This window comes from Petrocella sp., assembly GCF_059865615.1.
The window spans coordinates 36,595-52,168 of sequence record NZ_JCBCDA010000049.1 but is presented as its reverse complement, the minus strand read 5'-3'; the positions used below and the strand labels follow the sequence as shown (position 1 = coordinate 52,168).

18 protein-coding genes are annotated in these 15,574 nt (G+C 38.2%); all 18 read left to right on the top strand.

Annotated features, from left to right (window positions below):
- Positions 1 to 5: 5 nt before the first annotated feature.
- The 18 genes from AC6F8J_RS06035 (at position 6) to AC6F8J_RS05950 (ending at position 15,474) form a co-directional block, all read left to right on the top strand.
- Positions 6 to 416, top strand: a complete 411-nt coding sequence (locus tag AC6F8J_RS06035) for a diol dehydratase small subunit (RefSeq protein WP_500721780.1) — start codon at positions 6 to 8, stop codon at positions 414 to 416.
- Between the two features lie 4 nt (positions 417 to 420).
- On the top strand, positions 421 to 2,235 hold the full coding sequence (locus AC6F8J_RS06030) for a diol dehydratase reactivase subunit alpha (protein WP_500721778.1): 1,815 nt from the start codon (positions 421 to 423) through the stop codon (positions 2,233 to 2,235).
- The gene (locus tag AC6F8J_RS06025; protein ID WP_500721776.1) at positions 2,235 to 2,555 is read left to right on the top strand and encodes a glycerol dehydratase reactivase beta/small subunit family protein; all 321 of its coding nucleotides are present in this window, start codon (positions 2,235 to 2,237) and stop codon (positions 2,553 to 2,555) included. Before AC6F8J_RS06030 ends, AC6F8J_RS06025 begins: the two co-directional genes overlap by 1 nt.
- 12 nt (positions 2,556 to 2,567) lie before the next feature.
- Complete coding sequence (locus AC6F8J_RS06020) at positions 2,568 to 3,524, top strand: cob(I)yrinic acid a,c-diamide adenosyltransferase (RefSeq protein ID WP_500721774.1); 957 nt, start codon at positions 2,568 to 2,570, stop codon at positions 3,522 to 3,524.
- Positions 3,521 to 4,969 carry an aldehyde dehydrogenase gene (locus tag AC6F8J_RS06015; RefSeq protein ID WP_500721772.1) on the top strand — a complete coding sequence of 483 codons (1,449 nt, stop codon included), beginning with the start codon at positions 3,521 to 3,523 and terminating at the stop codon, positions 4,967 to 4,969. Before AC6F8J_RS06020 ends, AC6F8J_RS06015 begins: the two co-directional genes overlap by 4 nt.
- Before the next feature lie 13 nt (positions 4,970 to 4,982).
- Positions 4,983 to 6,179 (top strand): zinc-binding dehydrogenase, encoded by a 1,197-nt coding sequence (locus AC6F8J_RS06010; RefSeq protein ID WP_500721770.1) that lies wholly within the window; start codon positions 4,983 to 4,985, stop codon positions 6,177 to 6,179.
- A gap of 22 nt (positions 6,180 to 6,201) precedes the next feature.
- The gene (locus tag AC6F8J_RS06005; RefSeq protein ID WP_500721769.1) at positions 6,202 to 6,507 is read left to right on the top strand and encodes a BMC domain-containing protein; all 306 of its coding nucleotides are present in this window, start codon (positions 6,202 to 6,204) and stop codon (positions 6,505 to 6,507) included.
- Between the two features lie 32 nt (positions 6,508 to 6,539).
- Positions 6,540 to 6,818 (top strand): BMC domain-containing protein, encoded by a 279-nt coding sequence (locus AC6F8J_RS06000; protein WP_500721832.1) that lies wholly within the window; start codon positions 6,540 to 6,542, stop codon positions 6,816 to 6,818.
- A gap of 21 nt (positions 6,819 to 6,839) precedes the next feature.
- On the top strand, positions 6,840 to 7,136 hold the full coding sequence (locus AC6F8J_RS05995) for a BMC domain-containing protein (RefSeq protein WP_500721767.1): 297 nt from the start codon (positions 6,840 to 6,842) through the stop codon (positions 7,134 to 7,136).
- Positions 7,137 to 7,248: 112 nt separating this feature from the next.
- Complete coding sequence (locus tag AC6F8J_RS05990; RefSeq protein ID WP_500721829.1) at positions 7,249 to 7,524, top strand: BMC domain-containing protein; 276 nt, start codon at positions 7,249 to 7,251, stop codon at positions 7,522 to 7,524.
- Positions 7,525 to 7,544: 20 nt separating this feature from the next.
- The gene (gene pduL, locus AC6F8J_RS05985) at positions 7,545 to 8,225 is read left to right on the top strand and encodes a phosphate propanoyltransferase (protein ID WP_500721766.1); all 681 of its coding nucleotides are present in this window, start codon (positions 7,545 to 7,547) and stop codon (positions 8,223 to 8,225) included.
- An 82-nt stretch (positions 8,226 to 8,307) separates the two neighbouring features.
- Entirely contained in the window at positions 8,308 to 8,577 is a 270-nt protein-coding gene (locus AC6F8J_RS05980; protein ID WP_500721765.1) for a EutN/CcmL family microcompartment protein, read from the top strand.
- A gap of 16 nt (positions 8,578 to 8,593) precedes the next feature.
- Positions 8,594 to 9,916: a 4Fe-4S dicluster domain-containing protein gene (locus AC6F8J_RS05975; protein WP_500721763.1), complete on the top strand. Its 1,323-nt coding sequence runs from the start codon at positions 8,594 to 8,596 to the stop codon at positions 9,914 to 9,916.
- A gap of 2 nt (positions 9,917 to 9,918) precedes the next feature.
- Positions 9,919 to 10,479, top strand: coding sequence for a BMC domain-containing protein (locus tag AC6F8J_RS05970; RefSeq protein WP_500721762.1), 561 nt, complete (start codon positions 9,919 to 9,921; stop codon positions 10,477 to 10,479).
- A 30-nt stretch (positions 10,480 to 10,509) separates the two neighbouring features.
- Positions 10,510 to 10,938 carry an L-fucose mutarotase gene (fucU, locus tag AC6F8J_RS05965; RefSeq protein ID WP_500721761.1) on the top strand — a complete coding sequence of 143 codons (429 nt, stop codon included), beginning with the start codon at positions 10,510 to 10,512 and terminating at the stop codon, positions 10,936 to 10,938.
- A 165-nt stretch (positions 10,939 to 11,103) separates the two neighbouring features.
- Positions 11,104 to 12,708 (top strand): response regulator, encoded by a 1,605-nt coding sequence (locus tag AC6F8J_RS05960; RefSeq protein ID WP_500721759.1) that lies wholly within the window; start codon positions 11,104 to 11,106, stop codon positions 12,706 to 12,708.
- 2 nt (positions 12,709 to 12,710) lie between these two features.
- Positions 12,711 to 14,504 carry a histidine kinase gene (locus AC6F8J_RS05955; protein WP_500721758.1) on the top strand — a complete coding sequence of 598 codons (1,794 nt, stop codon included), beginning with the start codon at positions 12,711 to 12,713 and terminating at the stop codon, positions 14,502 to 14,504.
- Entirely contained in the window at positions 14,485 to 15,474 is a 990-nt protein-coding gene (locus AC6F8J_RS05950) for a substrate-binding domain-containing protein (protein WP_500721756.1), read from the top strand. Before AC6F8J_RS05955 ends, AC6F8J_RS05950 begins: the two co-directional genes overlap by 20 nt.
- Positions 15,475 to 15,574 lie beyond the last annotated feature (100 nt).

Here is a 15,574-nt window from a genome sequence, read left to right as displayed (position 1 = left end):
TAAGTATGGACTTATATCCGTTAAAAGAGAAGCATCCGAACATCATAAAAAGCAAAAGTAATAAAAGCTTGAGCGAAATCACACTAGAAGCCATTGTTTCAGGTGAAGTCACTTCAGAAGATATTAAGATTTCAAAAGAAGTGCTTGTTTTACAGGCAGAAGTGGCCAGACAAGAAGGAAAAATACAACTGGCACAGAACTTTATTCGTTCAGCAGAGCTCATTAACATTCCGGACACTAGAATCCTAGAAATATATAATATGTTACGACCATATCGATCTACAGAAGAGGAACTAAAGGCGTTAAGTACAGAATTAAAGAAGCAATATGATGCTCAAGTATGTGCTGATTTTATAGAAGAAACGCTAAATGTATATAAGAAGCGTGATTTACTAAAGCAGCAGAGAAAAGGGTGATGATGTGATTATAGCCGGTGTAGATATTGGAAATTCAACAACGGAAGTATGTATAGGAAGAATGGATGAACAAGGTTATATGCACTTTCTCTCTTCGGCTGAAGTGACAACAACAGGCACGAAAGGCACACTCCAGAATATCAAAGGCATCAAAGAAGGCTTGAAAAAAGCAATGCTAAAAGAAGGGTTGCACATATGTGACTTAAATCTAATACGATTAAATGAAGCAGCACCGGTTATTGGCGGTACGGCTATGGAAACGATTACGGAAACTATCATTACGGATTCTACTATGGTAGGTCATAATCCGGACACCCCGGCAGGGCAAGGGGTTGTTGTAGGAAGAACCGTCCCTATTCATAAGTTAAAAGAGACTTACATCAACGAATCGATCATCGTCATGGTACCCAAAACAATGGATTATGAAGCTTGTGCAAAGACCATTAACGCATCGAATGAAAAAATCGTGGGACTAATTTTACAAAAAGATGAAGCGGTTTTAGTCTATAATCGTCTTGATAAAAAGATACCGATTGTTGATGAAGTAGAAGGAATTGAACAACTCCCAATTGGTAAAATAGCGGCCATTGAAGTTGCAGGGCTGGGTATGACAATCAAGACATTGTCGAACCCTTATGGTATAGCAAAGTTGTTTGATTTATCCCCATCTGAAACAGCGGCGGTGATACCAATTTCGAAGAGTTTGATTGGAAAAAAGTCGGCAGTTGTCGTCAAAAATGCCGATGGTGGTATGCGTGAAAGAAAGATAAAAGCAGGAAAAATAACCTTTAAGAGCCAAGAGGATCAGTTGACGACAGTCTCAATAGATGCAGGTGCTGAGGCTATTATGGAAGTGGTGCATTCGATTCAGGACATACAAGATATTGAAGGTGAAAGAAACTCTTATATTGGAGATATGCTTCGTGATATGAAAAAAGAGTTATCTGGATTATCAGAAGCATCTATGAAACATTTGGCTATTAGTGACTTGTTGGCCATTGACACATTTGTACCTGTAAAAGTAAAAGGCGCTTTGGCAGGAGACGTGGCCATGGAAAAAGCAGTTGCCCTTGCTGCCATGGTTCAAGCGGACAAATTACCAATGAACCGATTAGCAAAGCAATTAGAAGAACAGCTTAATATTCCGGTGAAAGTAGCAGGGGTTGAAGCAGTTATGGCAGCTATTGGTGCTATGACAACAAAAGGAACACAGTTGCCCTTAGCCATACTTGATCTAGGTGGCGGATCAACAGATGCGGCTTTACTGGATGGAAAAGGTGAAGTGCGCTCGGTTCATTTGGCGGGAGCCGGTAGTTTCGCCACAATGCTCATTAATAAAGAACTTCGATTAGACAGTGTTGTAATGGCAGAAAACATCAAGCGCTATCCCTTAGCCAAAGTTAATTCACTCTTTCAGATGACCATGGAAAATGGAGAAGTGATATTTCATCATAAGCCATTACCACCCAAGCTGTATGCGAGAGTTGTTGTCGTTAAGGGTGAAGAACTCATCCCTATAGTAACTGATCTGTCATTAGAACGTATTGTAACAACACGTCAAGAGATTAAGCGTAGAGTTTTTGTGACCAATGCCTTACGCGCACTAAAAAAAGTAGCACCTGATGGTCATATGAGACATATTCCTAATGTGGTTATTTTAGGCGGCTCAGCACTGGACTTAGAAATTCCTGAACTGATTTTACAAGAATTAGCAAACCATAATATTGTCGCCGGACGTGGTGATATACGTGGTATTATGGGGCCTAGAAACGCAGTGGCAACGGGCTTGGTTATGAGTTATTTAAGTGAGGACGTATAATGAATGGTCAAAAAAATAGTATTATGATTGCGTGTTATGAACCGGATTCAGTGACATTAGAGGAAGTTTTGGCTGGAATTGAGGAGGAAGGCGGTTTGTTTGAGACTGTACTGGAGATTTTTAAGAGTTTAGAGAATGCCTTAGCCAGGAAGGCCGCTAAAAAATCAAGTCTTGGTACAGGGATTGGCATCTATAAAGAGCAAGTGGCCATAGCATTTAATACCCAGATAGGTTTGGCGAATATAGAGTTTGAGCAAATGACGCCCAGACAAATAGGGCAAAATGCAACACGCTATACAAAGAACAGACCTTTTATTTAAGGAGGTGACTAAGTGAGTGTATACACCAAAAAAGGCGACGAGGGCATGACAGATTTATTAAATGGGCAGCGTGTCAATAAAACGGATTTGCACATTGAAGTCCTTGGAAACATAGATGAACTAACTAGTTCAATAGGGTTGATGCGTTCTATGTCAGAAGACCAAGAGCTTTCAGATGCGTTACTAGGGATACAAAAAAAGCTGAAAGCTATTATGTCAGTGATTGCAACGGATTTTGAGGATGAAGTAGAGATATTAGAAGACATAAAATCTTTAGAGCAAGCCATTGATCGGTACCAGTTGCTGTTTCCACCCTTAAAAGAATTTGTATATCCCGGTGACTTAAGCATATCAGCACAAATCGACTTAACACGAACAATCGCCAGAAGAGCTGAACGCAGATTTGCCGCTTTAGTATCAGATAAAAACACATACAAAAGCATAAGCAGTTACTTGAATAGACTATCAGATTACCTTTTTGCATTAGCGCGCATGCTTGAATTCAAAGACCTCATTAAAAAAGCGTTAGAAAATACAGTCGATCAACAATCAGAAAAAGTAATGTCATTAGATTTTGCGAAAGCGTTGGCGGAGCATATTGAGAATGAAGCCAAACGTATGGGTATTCATATCGTCATCAGTATTGCCAACAAAAATGGCATCTGTGTTCTAACACACATCATGGATGAAGCCTATATAATCAGTAAAGAATTGGCAGAGAAAAAAGCATATACTTCAGCGGTGCTCCAAATGCCGACACATGCGTTAAAAGAACTGACACAAAAAGGTGCATCCCTTGAAGGTTTAGAGGCCATGGTGGAAGAGAAAATCATAACACTAGGTGGCGGCTATCCTCTTAAGAATAATAAAGTTACTTATGGTGCGGTTGGTATCAGCGGTGGAAGTGTTGAGGATGACATATACTTAGCATCATATGCAGTAAATAAGATAGAAAGGAAGCGTATATGAACGAATTAGATATTCAGTCTATTGTATCAAAAGTGATTTGTGAACTATCAGAAACAACAAAAAACAATCAAAAAAAACCTGCATGTAACAGTAAGGTAGGAGGGTCACTACCTGTGATCACAGTTGGAAAAGGTGTCTTTGAAAACATGGAAGATGCCATAGCAGCAGCCAAAGAGGCACAACGAAAATTACGCATGATGCCGAATGAATTCAGAGAACAAATTATAACCCGTATTCGTGAGAAAATTCGGGAGAATGTGGATACTTTAGCAAAAATGGGTGTTGAAGAAACGGGCATGGGACGGGTTGGCCATAAAGTCTTAAAGCACCAACTCGTAGCGGATAAAACACCGGGAACAGCGTGCATCTCCCCTGAAGTCTTTACAGGTGATCAAGGATTAACTTTAGTAGAACGTGGCCCATGGGGGGTTATTGGTGCTGTAACACCCTCGACAAATCCCAGTGAAACAATTTTATGTAATGCGATCGGTATGATTGCATCCGGCAATACTGTCGTATTTAACCCCCATCCTGGAGCGGCAAATACATCAAACTATGCAGTACAACTGGTGAATGAAGCGGCAGTTGAATGTGGTGCTTTTTTGAACTTAGCTGTATCAGTGAGACACCCTACACTAGAGAGTGGGAATCTTATGTTTAAGCATCCGGATACAGCATTGCTAGTTGCAACAGGAGGTCCAGGCATTGTAAAAGTCATCTTAAGTTCAGGGAAAAGAGGCATCGCAGCTGGCGCAGGTAATCCACCGGTGTTTGTGGATGAAACAGCGAATATTGTTAAGGCAGCAGAAGACATTATTAATGGTGCAACTTTTGATAACAATCTTCCTTGTATAGCAGAAAAAGAAATTATCGTCGTAGATCAAGTTGCGGATCAACTTATATCAGAGATGATTCATAACAATGATTGTTACTTCTTATCCAATGATTTGGTCGATCAGTTAGCGAAAGAAGTGCTTGTAGAGCATGAAGGACATCTTATCGTTAATCGTAAGTGGGTCGGCAAAGATGCAGATAAGATTCTTGAAGCTATTAACATCAAGGCTAGTGAGAACGTAAGATGTATCATCTTCGAAGGATCAAAAGACCATCCTTTGATTGTTGAAGAGTTGATGATGCCGATTCTTGGCATCGTACGTGTGAAAGATGTAGATGAAGGTATAGCTGTAAGCATAGAACTTGAAGGTGGCAATCGGCATTCAGCACATATGCATTCAATGAACATTGAGAATCTAACCAAATTTGCTCGTGCAATAGACACTGCAATATTTGTTAAGAACGCACCGTCTTACGCAGGCATCGGATTTGGTGGAGAAGGATTCACAACATTTACGATAGCAAGTAAAACAGGTGAAGGCTTAACAAATGCAAATACTTTTACAAAAGCGCGTCGATGCGTTATGTCAGAGTTTTTATACATAAGATAAGAAGGAGGCACATATGGATGTCAATCAAGTTGATATACAGACAATAGTATCAAAGGTCATGGCAACATTAAAGGAAAACTCAAAAACACAAAGTAGCGTAGCAGTGATTCCCAAAAGAGCAAAAGTAGCCGTACTAACTCAAAAAGAGAAAATAGAAATAAAAGAATTTGAGATACCTGAAATCAATGATGACGAAGTACTTGTTAAAGTCGAAGGTTGTGGGGTTTGTGGTACGGATGTACATGAGTACAAAAACGACCCCTTTAATCTGATCCCTGTCGTTTTGGGTCATGAAGGAACAGGTACCATCGTAAAAATTGGAAAAAATGTTAAGCAAGACATTATGTCCCAACCTCTAAAAGTTGGAGACAAGATTGTAACCAGTGTAACCATCACGAAAGAAGATACTTTTTCCAAAATGCACCCAGAAAAAGCCAACCTAAGTGACCATATGGAAGTGTATGGCTTACTACCGGATGATAGTTACCGTTTTAATGGTTGGTTTGGAGAATATATTATTCTTCGTAAGGATTCTTCAATTTTCAAGGTGAACGACATGAGTTTAAAAGAGCGCTTGCTCATAGAACCGGCAGCCGTAACCATACATGCAGTTGAACGTGCAAAAACAACAGGCTTATTAAAGTTTAACAGTATGGTTCTTGTTCAAGGATGTGGTCCAATCGGCCTTATGTTATTATCTGTACTTCGGACCATGGGCATAGAAAACATTCTAGCCGTTGATGGTGATGAGCAACGATTACAAATGGCCAAACGCTTAGGTGCCAAATACACCTTTAATTTCAAAGAATTTAAAAAGTTTGAGGATATGCTAGGGGAAATACACGAGAGGACAAGCGGTGGCGTTGATTTTGCATTCCAATGTACAGGTGTCCCAAGTGCAGCAAGCTCAATCTATAAGATGGTACGTCGTGGTGGAGGCTTGTGTGAAGTCGGGTTCTTCGTAGACAATGGTGATGCAATCATTAATCCCCATTTAGATTTATGTCAAAAAGAAATAACGGTTGTTGGTTCATGGGTTTATACCTTTGCAGACTACGCAACAACATTAGACTTCATTCGACGCGCAAAAGGCATCAATCTTCCGATTGAAGCGTTGGTTACCCATGAATTTGCGCTAGAAGAATTGAATGAAGCCATGCAGGTTAACATGCGCCTTGAAGGCATCAAAGTTGCTTTTGTCAATAAATAAAGATGAATAAATGAGGTGTACGATGAATAAAGCTGTAGGATTGATCGAGGTATTTGGGATGGCGACAGCCTATTACGCAGCAGATGCGGCTTGTAAAGCAGGAGATGTGACCATTGAAGCGTTCGATAAAAATAAGCCACCGAATGCAGACGATTTGCCTGTACCATTATTAATCATGATTAAGATAAGAGGTGCTGTGGCAGACGTTGAAGCAGGGGTTGAAGCCGCAGTACGAGCAGCAGAGGAAATTGCTGGTGTTCATGCTAAATACATAATCGCTAATCCGTCGGATGATATGGAAAAGATTTTGAAAATCAGCTGTTTATAAACTAAAAAATGAAGATTAATCATAGGAGGTTCATTATGCAAGAATCATTAGGAATGGTAGAAACAAGAGGCTTAGTAGCTTCAATTGAAGCGGCAGACGCAATGGTAAAAGCAGCAGATGTTACACTCATTGGTACAGAAAGAATCGGTTCAGGACTTGTAACGGTTATGGTGCGTGGTGATGTAGGTGCAGTCAAAGCTGCGACAGAGGTTGGTGCAAAGGCTGCATCTAACTTAGGTGAACTTGTAGCGGTACATGTTATTCCACGACCTCATATGGATGTGGAAAAAACACTTCCAATAATAAAATAAGTCAAACAGTAGGTGAATGTGATGAATGCACTAGGAATTATTGAAGTGAGTGGTATGGTTGCAGCCTATGAGGCTATTGACGCAATGGTAAAAGCGGCGGATGTAACCGTTCTTACTTGGGAAAAAAAGCTTGGTGGACGTTTGGTGAGCATTGTTGTACAGGGGGACATATCTTCTGTACATGCGGCCATCAAACAAGGAGAAACAATTGCAAATGGAATCACAAAAACGGTAGCAACAGCATATATTAATAATCCACATTATGAAGTTTTAAGGATTATTAATGAAAGTGCATCAAAATATGCATTTATTAAGTAAACAAGTATTAGGCGAAGGTGGTCATACTATGGAAAAAAAAGTAGCAGTAACAAAAGAAATCGTATCAGAAACAACAAAAAATCAAACTAAAGAATTCAAGGAGGAATTAATCATGACACAAAAATCATTGGGAATGATAGAAACAAGAGGTTTGGTAGCGGCAACAGAAGCGGCGGATGCAATGTTAAAGGCAGCGAATGTAGAACTTGTAGGAACAGAAAAAATCGGGTCAGGTCTTGTGACAGTATTGGTGAGTGGGGATGTAGGTGCGGTTAAAGCGGCTGTAGAAGCTGGCACGGCTGTTGCATCAAGACTTGGTGAGGTTGTAGCGACACATGTTATTCCACGTCCTCATACAGATGTCATAAAGATATTACCTAAACTATAAGAAAAGTCTGAAAGGTTGAGATGCATATGGCAGTCACAGCGAATGTATTAGAAGCGCTTGTAAAAGAAGCTGTTTTGCAAGAAATCCAAAAGAAAACAACTTCGAAAGCTTTAACACAATCTCAACTTGCATTGACTATTCCGGTCGGCGTATCAGCACGACATTTACATGTGACTCGTGAACATTTGGATATTTTGTTTGGAAAAGACCATCAACTTCATGTAAAAAAAGAGTTGATGGGTGGACAATTTGCAGCAGAAGAACGGGTGACCATTGTAGGGATTAATTTGCGGGTAATTGAGAATGTAAGAATCTTAGGTCCGGAACGAATTGCAACTCAAGTTGAAGTGTCGAAAACAGATGCAAGACAATTGGGGTTAAATGCGCCAATTCGTGAGAGCGGTGACATTGAGGGTTCAATGCCCATAACAATCGTTGGACCGGCGGGTGCAATACGATTAAATCAAGGTTGTATCGTAGCCCAGAGGCACATACACATGAACTATGAGGATGCAAAACGTTTTGGTGTAAAAGATAAACAAATCGTCTGCGTTAAAACACAAGACGGTGTGAGAAAAGGGATACTCAGTAATGTTTTAGTAAGGGTCCACGATAGCTATAGACTTGAGATGCACATTGACACAGATGAAGCAAATGCTTTTGGTATTATGCAAAGCGATCAAGTGAAGATCATTCAGTAAGAAGATGGCAATTGCCAAAAATGCGCTAGTAATAGGCAATTGCCGATGCTTACTGGTAATGTTATAAGAACGGAGAATGATCATGATTATTGGAAAAGTGATTGGTCGAATCGTTTCGACGCGAAAACATGAAAGATTGGTCGGTAATAGGTTTTTGGTCTGCGAAGTCAAAAAAATGGAAATGAAGGATATCATCGTTGCGGTAGATACAGTCGGAGCGGGCATCGGCGAAAATGTACTTATAACACTCGGTAGTAGCGCCAGAGAGAGTATGAATAATAACGAAACACCTGTGGATGCTTCAATTATCGGAATCGTTGATGAAGAAAATGATCTTGAGATCTTTAATTAGCGAGAGGTGAATGACTATGGAAAACATCATTGAGAAAATAGGTGACGCAGGTATTGTAGGTGCAGGTGGCGCTGGATTTCCGACACATGTTAAGCTAAAAAGTAAAATAAAAACATTGATTATTAACAATGCTGAATGTGAGCCGCTTTTACAGGTTGATAAAAATCTGACAAAATCCTATACAAAAGAGTTGCTAAAAGCCCTGCACCAAATGATGGAAGCATTGTCCATTGAGAAAAGTATTATAGGGATTAAGAATAAATATGCAGAGATTATTGAGCAACTAGAAGATCATGGAAAAAACTATACGAATATCGAAATATACCCCCTTCCGAATCTATATCCAATAGGAGATGAGGTTATACTAATTGAAGAAGTAACAGGTATTGTTTTGAAAAAAGGTGAATTGCCGATGCAATACGAAGTCATGGTTATAAATACAGAGACATTATTCAATATATATAATAAACTATTTGAAGAGAAAAACGTCACCCACACCTTTGTAACGGTTATTGGTGAAGTAGACGCACCAGGAACGTATTATGCACCGATTGGAACATCTATAGGGTATTTAGTAGATACAGTAGGAAAAAGAAAAAATAAAAACCACAAAATCATCATCGGAGGTCCGATGACTGGAAGTTTAACAACCATTCATGACGTTGTTAAGAAGAATTCCAAAGCTTTAATCGTACTTGATAAAGATCATGCTCTAATACGACAAATGGAGGATGTGAACATAAATCATCTAACACGTATCATGGCATCTTGTTCTCAGTGTAGAGCGTGTACAGATATGTGTCCTCGGCAATTACTGGGACATCATGTAGAGCCTCATAAGCTTATGAATGCAATGGCCAATGGTGTACTTAATAACAGCAGCGTTTTAGAAACCGCACTGGGTTGTGTGGATTGTGGGGTTTGTGAACTCTACGCATGTCATCATGATCTGTCACCACGCAAAATGATGATGATGGTTAAACAAGAGTTTGCCCAAAATGGTGTACGACCTTCATCTGAAAACACGACAAGTATGCATGTTGACCGTGACTATAGAAGAGTTCCATCTGGGCGCCTCGTGATGCGCTTAGGATTAAGTCGATATGATGAGACTGTTCCCTTCTATCCGGAGCCGATACAAGTGTCAAAAGTAAAGATTCCATTGAATCAACATATCGGTCAACCGGCAAAAGTAATCGTTACAGTCGGCCAAGAAATAAAGGAAAACTCACGCATAGCCAAAGCGGTTGAAGGTGGCCTAAGTGCCCATATACATGCAAGCATTAGTGGAAGCGTTACTGAAATTAGTGATGGATACATTTGTATTGAGAGGATATAATTATGGTAGACTCAAAAAAATCATTAGGTGTATTAGAATATCGTTCTATAGCAACAGGGATGAAAGCAGCAGATGATGTCCTAAAAACCGCAGACGTTGATTTGGTTTTCGCAAAACCAGTCTGCCCAGGTAAGTATGTTGTTCTGATAAGAGGCGATCTGAGTGCTGTAAGAGCTGCTATGGAAAGGGGAACATCTCAAGAACATGAGGCAACCCTTGTGGATCAATGTACACTTGGGAATCCACATCCGGCTATATTTGAAGGCTTAAACTGTAGTGGCGATATTAACAATATTGAAGCAATCGGTATCATGGAAACCTATTCCGTGGCCTCGATATTTGAAGTGGCCGATGACATTGTAAAAACAACACCGGTTAACATCTTGGAAATACGTATTGCCAAAGGCATCAGTGGAAAAGCTTACGTTATTTTCTCAGGAGAACTTTCTAGCGTGTACGCTTCTATTGAAAAAGCGAAGAAAAGTGTTATTGAAAAAGGATTATTACTACAGACATCGGTTATACCAAGACCGGATCCAAGATTATGGCAAGAATTTATTTAAGTAATGGAAACGACTTAAGGAGGGAAAACAATGCTAAAGAAGATACCGGCTATTTTATCACCGGAACTGTTAAAAGTGCTTATGGAGATGGGACACAGTGATGAGATTGTAATATCTGATGGGAACTTTCCATCTGCCTCTATGGCCAAACGATTAATTCGTTTAGATGGACATGGTGTGCCCAAAATACTTGAAGCAATACTTGAACTTATGCCACTAGACACTTATGTTCCTGCGCCTGTCGCACTTATGGAAGTGATGTCAGGCGATGATTACAAGCCGATTATTTGGGAGGACTATAAGCGGATTATAGAGGACAAAGAAGGTAAACATCAACTTGAGATTATTGAACGTTATGCTTTTTATGAGCGTTCAAAGAAGGCATATGCGATCGTTGCAACAGGCGAGCAGGCATTATATGCCAATATCATACTTAAAAAAGGTGTTGTAAAGCATTAAGTTTATTTGTTAGTGACTTCAAAAGTGTAAGAATATCGTGGTGTGATATTCTTTTTTTTGATATTATGGTAATAACAAACTATGGTTAAAAGGTCAAAACTAAGTTTTTCTCGATGTATACAATGTAGTTTTGATGCCTTATCAAAAAATGGGGGACACAATACGATGTATAGAGTTCTAATTGTTGAAGATGAATTGCCGGTTCGAGATGCTATAATCACAATTATGAATTGGGAGAGCTTGGGCTTTGAAGTTGTATATGCTGCAGAGGATGGTCAAGATGCACTAAACTACTTAGAAGATCATGAGATTGATTTAATGATTACAGATATTTACATGCCATTTATTGATGGTTTGGAGTTGGTTCGACGTGTACGAAAAAATGATAAGTATTGTAAGGTCGTTTTTTTGACAGGTTACAATGAGTTTGAATATGCTAAAGAGGCCATTAGTTTGAATGCAGACAAGTATTTGCTTAAACCCATCACAAAAAATGAGTTAACGACTGTTTTAGAAGAAATTAGTGAACATATAAGTTGTGAAAAAACAGAAAGAAATAATATGAGTCGCCTAAAGCTAGAATATGAGAAGCGATTGGAATACCTTCAGGATAAGTTACTCTATGATATACTCTTGGGCTTTATTCCTCAAAATCGTGTAAAAGAATCCTGTCAGGATTTAGGATTCAATATTGTAGGGTCCGCTTATGTTGTCGGTGTTATTGAGATTATGAACAAAAAAGAAGTCGGAGAAAGGGTATGGGGTGAAGACTATTCTCTTTTGCATTTTGCCTTGTTCAATATTTGCAAAGAGATTATTGCAGATTATCCGAGTCACTATTTATTAATGGGTGATCATGGTAAAATCATTGTGTGCTTTATTTCTGAAGAAAAGATAAAAACCTGTACAAAAGCATACGATATCTTAGGAGAAATGTTGATAAGTATTCGACATATCTATAATATAGATGTTGTTGCAGGCATGGGAGAATGCTATAAGGAGCTTTCGGATCTCAAGTATTCTTTTCAAGATGCATTAACGGCATTAGAATATAAAGTAATTGAAGGTGCAAATCAGATTATTGTAAAAACAGATGTCGAGAGGAATTCTGGAAAAGGACATCGTCAATCCAATGAATTTTTAGAACAAATTGAAGTGGCCATTCGTGTTAACAATATTGATAACTTAAGTAAATATATTCATTTGTACTTTGATACATTAAAGTTTTACAAAGTTCAGATGGAAGAATTTAAAAACCTTGTTTTAACGTTGATTACTCGAATTTTTGCTACATTCAATCAACTTATTGTTGATAAAAAAGAAAACATTGTTTTGGATTTTTATCTCATAGAAACATTATTGAAAATAAATGATTTGAACGTAATACAAGAGAAAATCATACAAAAATGTGAAGACCTTATTAAGCAGCTTGAGCAAAAAAGAGAAGACGATAAAGCAATACTCGTATCTCAAGCAATAAAATACATAGAAAGTCATTATGACGATTCAAATCTGGATCTTGGTATGATATGTGATGCATTACATGTAAGTAGCAGCTATTTTGCACGCATATTTAAGCTATATAAAAATCAGACTTTCCTTGAATATTTGACCATGTTTCGGATGAAAAAAGCAAAAGAACTCCTAAAAAGCACCACCATGAAAGTTTTTGAAATTTCTGTAAAAGTGGGGTACGATGATCCTCATTACTTTAGTTATAATTTTCGAAAAAATGTAGGCATGACACCCTCACATTATAGAAAGGAGTAGCTATGTGGTCGAAAAATTATAAAGAAATACGTTTCATAAATAGTATACAGATGACCTTAGCTGTTGGTATAGGTATTCTTATTGTGACGGTTATTGCCAGCATTGGCATATTATCATATATTGCGACAAATCGCGTCATACTAGAAAATACTTCTGAATCAACACTAAAGATGATTAACCAAGTGAACTATGATATGGATTATTATCTAAGAAATGTTGAAACAACAATAGAAGGCCTTCGTATTTCTGACAATGTGTTAGAATATTTAAATACACCACAAGAAAATCAAGCAGAAAATACCCGTAACTATTTGAATACGCTCTTGGACACTCGTGAAGACCTGGTGAATATATATCTCATTACAACAATAGGTGAGATCTTATCCAATGATGCTAAGGCGATTATAAAAGAGACAGCAAACCCTTTAGAACAACCCTATTATCAGAAATCAGTAGAAACAGGTGACTTCGTGATTTCCGAGTCTCATATACAAAATATCGCATTAGGTGAATACCCATGGGTAATAACATGTTCTAAGGCTGTATATGATGGAGACGTACTTCTTGGCGTCATACTTATTGATCTTAATTTTAGCTTGATTGAAGATATGGTTAGTCGGATCAGTATTGGGGACCAAGGGTACTTATTTATCATTGATGATAGTGGTAATTTGATTTATCATCCTAAGCTAGAACTTATATATAGTGGGATAAAAACGGAACCAATCGAAGAACTTTTAACAAGCAAAACAACAACAATAGAAAAACTTGATGAAGAACAAGCTGTAAATTTTATCATTACCAATTCGAAGTATACAGGCTGGAAAGTCATAGGTAAAATATATAACCAAGACTTAAACAGTTATAGTGATGTACTAAGAGAATTTTTCATTATGATTATTCTTGTCACATTAATGATATCTCTTGTTCTTGCCGTCATGATTGCCGGAAATATTTTACGTCCTGTTAAGTCTTTACTTCGAGGAATGTCAGCATTTCAAGCTGGTGACTTAGATGTACAAGTTGCAGTAGAGAGTCAAAATGAACTTGGCATATTAACGAATACTTTTAATACGATGACACGTCGAATAAAAATGCTTATTGATACAAATAAAGAAGTAGAACGTTTAAAAAGAAAATCCGATTTGGAGGCGCTACAGGCTCAAATAAATCCACATTTTTTGTATAATACTCTAGATTCTATTGTTTGGATGGGTGAAGCGGGCAAGTCGGCGGAAGTGGTAAAAATGACCTCGGCACTATCTAAACTGTTTCGCATTAGTATTAGTAAAGGACAAGAGTATATCACGGTAAAGCAAGAGCTTGAACATGTAGAAAGCTACCTGACGATTCAGAAAATGCGTTATGGAGACAAGCTGGATTACACCATAAAAGCAGAAGAGAACCTTCTTTCCTTCAGAATTATAAAAATCATAATTCAACCTATTGTCGAAAACGCTATTTATCACGGTTTGAAAAAGATGCCGGGTAAGGGCAATATTTCCGTACATGTTTACAAGGCGTCTTTGGAGGAAGAAGATTACCTGTGCATTGATGTAACAGATGATGGTATTGGTATGGAGGATGCAACCATTGAGCAATTACTCTCAGGACAAATTCAATCGGAGAAAAAAAATGGTGGTGTCGGCGTATATAATGTAGATCAAAGAATTAAGCTATACTATGGTGAAGAATTTGGCATTCAGATTCACAGTGAGATGTTTGAAGGAACATGTGTAACAATTCGATTACCTTATCTGACTGGAGGTGACCAAGATGAAAAAACATCAGAATAGAATGATATATTATCTCATTCTAGTATTAATGCTACTTTTAGGTATTAGTATCGGTTCAATGAAACGCTTAGATAATAAAGTGCAAAAGCAACAAACCATATACTTAATCACAAAAACATCCGGAGGTATTGATTTTTGGACGAGCGTTGCTGAAGGGGCAAAGGTTGCTGCTATAGAACTTGGTGTACAAGTCATTGTTGAGGGACCTCGTAATGAAACAGAAGTAGAGGAACAAATTGCCATTATTGAAGAAGCAATTCGTAAGAAGCCAGCAGCGATAGCGGTAGCAGCAACAGATTATGAGCGTGTTGGTAAAGTTTGTCAAAAAGCAGTTGAGGAAGGTATTGTTGTGGTCACCTATGACTCTGATGCACTTTTTGAGGTAGAGCATAGCTACATTGCAACTAATAATTTATTGGCTTCTCAACGTCTGGCACATGAGTTAGGCACCTCTATTGATGGAGATGGTCGAGTAGTCATATTATCCCATGTTAAAGGTAGTTTTTCTGCATATGAACGTGAAGAAGGTTTTAAAAAAGGTATGAAAGCATTTGAAAATTTAATTATTGAAGAAACGCTTTATTACAGCAATGATGAATTACAAACAGCCTATGATTATGCAGTAGAAATAATTAAAACCTATCCTGATCTGGTTGCGATTTATGGATCCAATGAGGTATCGCTGCAAGGTATAGCGGAAGCGGTCAATGACTTGGGTGTTAAGAATGAGATTTATGTTGCGGGGTTTGATATCAATACGCGTATCGCCTATTTTATCGAAATCGATGTTATTAAAGCGACGATGGCACAGCGACCTTTTAATATGGGCTATTTGGCTGTGAAGGAAGCTTTAGAAGTTCAAAAGACCAGAGAAACACGACAAGTCGATGTAAGCGCTGTTCTTATTAATAAAAAGAATATGTTCTTACCAGAGAACCAAAAGCTCATCGTTCCATTTTCAAATCGATGACTAAAACGGAAAGTGATGAAAAAGGGTAAGAAGAGAACTGAGAAATCAGTTCTTTTTTTACCCTTTTTGTGCTAGAATTTCAACTTTTTCAAGCCAATCC

Bases quoted from the DNA above. Each gene is read 5' to 3' on its own strand.
- pduL (WP_500721766.1), top strand. From the start codon at position 7,545: ATGCATATGGCAGTCACAGCGAATGTATTAGAAGCGCTTGTAAAAGAA.
- AC6F8J_RS05970 (WP_500721762.1), top strand. From the start codon at position 9,919: ATGGTAGACTCAAAAAAATCATTAGGTGTATTAGAATATCGTTCTATA.
- AC6F8J_RS05990 (WP_500721829.1), top strand. From the start codon at position 7,249: ATGACACAAAAATCATTGGGAATGATAGAAACAAGAGGTTTGGTAGCG.
- AC6F8J_RS05975 (WP_500721763.1), top strand. From the start codon at position 8,594: ATGGAAAACATCATTGAGAAAATAGGTGACGCAGGTATTGTAGGTGCA.
- AC6F8J_RS06010 (WP_500721770.1), top strand. From the start codon at position 4,983: ATGGATGTCAATCAAGTTGATATACAGACAATAGTATCAAAGGTCATG.
- AC6F8J_RS06005 (WP_500721769.1), top strand. From the start codon at position 6,202: ATGAATAAAGCTGTAGGATTGATCGAGGTATTTGGGATGGCGACAGCC.
- AC6F8J_RS05955 (WP_500721758.1), top strand. From the start codon at position 12,711: ATGTGGTCGAAAAATTATAAAGAAATACGTTTCATAAATAGTATACAG.
- AC6F8J_RS06025 (WP_500721776.1), top strand. From the start codon at position 2,235: ATGAATGGTCAAAAAAATAGTATTATGATTGCGTGTTATGAACCGGAT.
- AC6F8J_RS05960 (WP_500721759.1), top strand. From the start codon at position 11,104: ATGTATAGAGTTCTAATTGTTGAAGATGAATTGCCGGTTCGAGATGCT.
- AC6F8J_RS05950 (WP_500721756.1), top strand. From the start codon at position 14,485: ATGAAAAAACATCAGAATAGAATGATATATTATCTCATTCTAGTATTA.
- fucU (WP_500721761.1), top strand. From the start codon at position 10,510: ATGCTAAAGAAGATACCGGCTATTTTATCACCGGAACTGTTAAAAGTG.
- AC6F8J_RS05995 (WP_500721767.1), top strand. From the start codon at position 6,840: ATGAATGCACTAGGAATTATTGAAGTGAGTGGTATGGTTGCAGCCTAT.
- AC6F8J_RS06015 (WP_500721772.1), top strand. From the start codon at position 3,521: ATGAACGAATTAGATATTCAGTCTATTGTATCAAAAGTGATTTGTGAA.
- AC6F8J_RS06035 (WP_500721780.1), top strand. From the start codon at position 6: ATGGACTTATATCCGTTAAAAGAGAAGCATCCGAACATCATAAAAAGC.
- AC6F8J_RS05980 (WP_500721765.1), top strand. From the start codon at position 8,308: ATGATTATTGGAAAAGTGATTGGTCGAATCGTTTCGACGCGAAAACAT.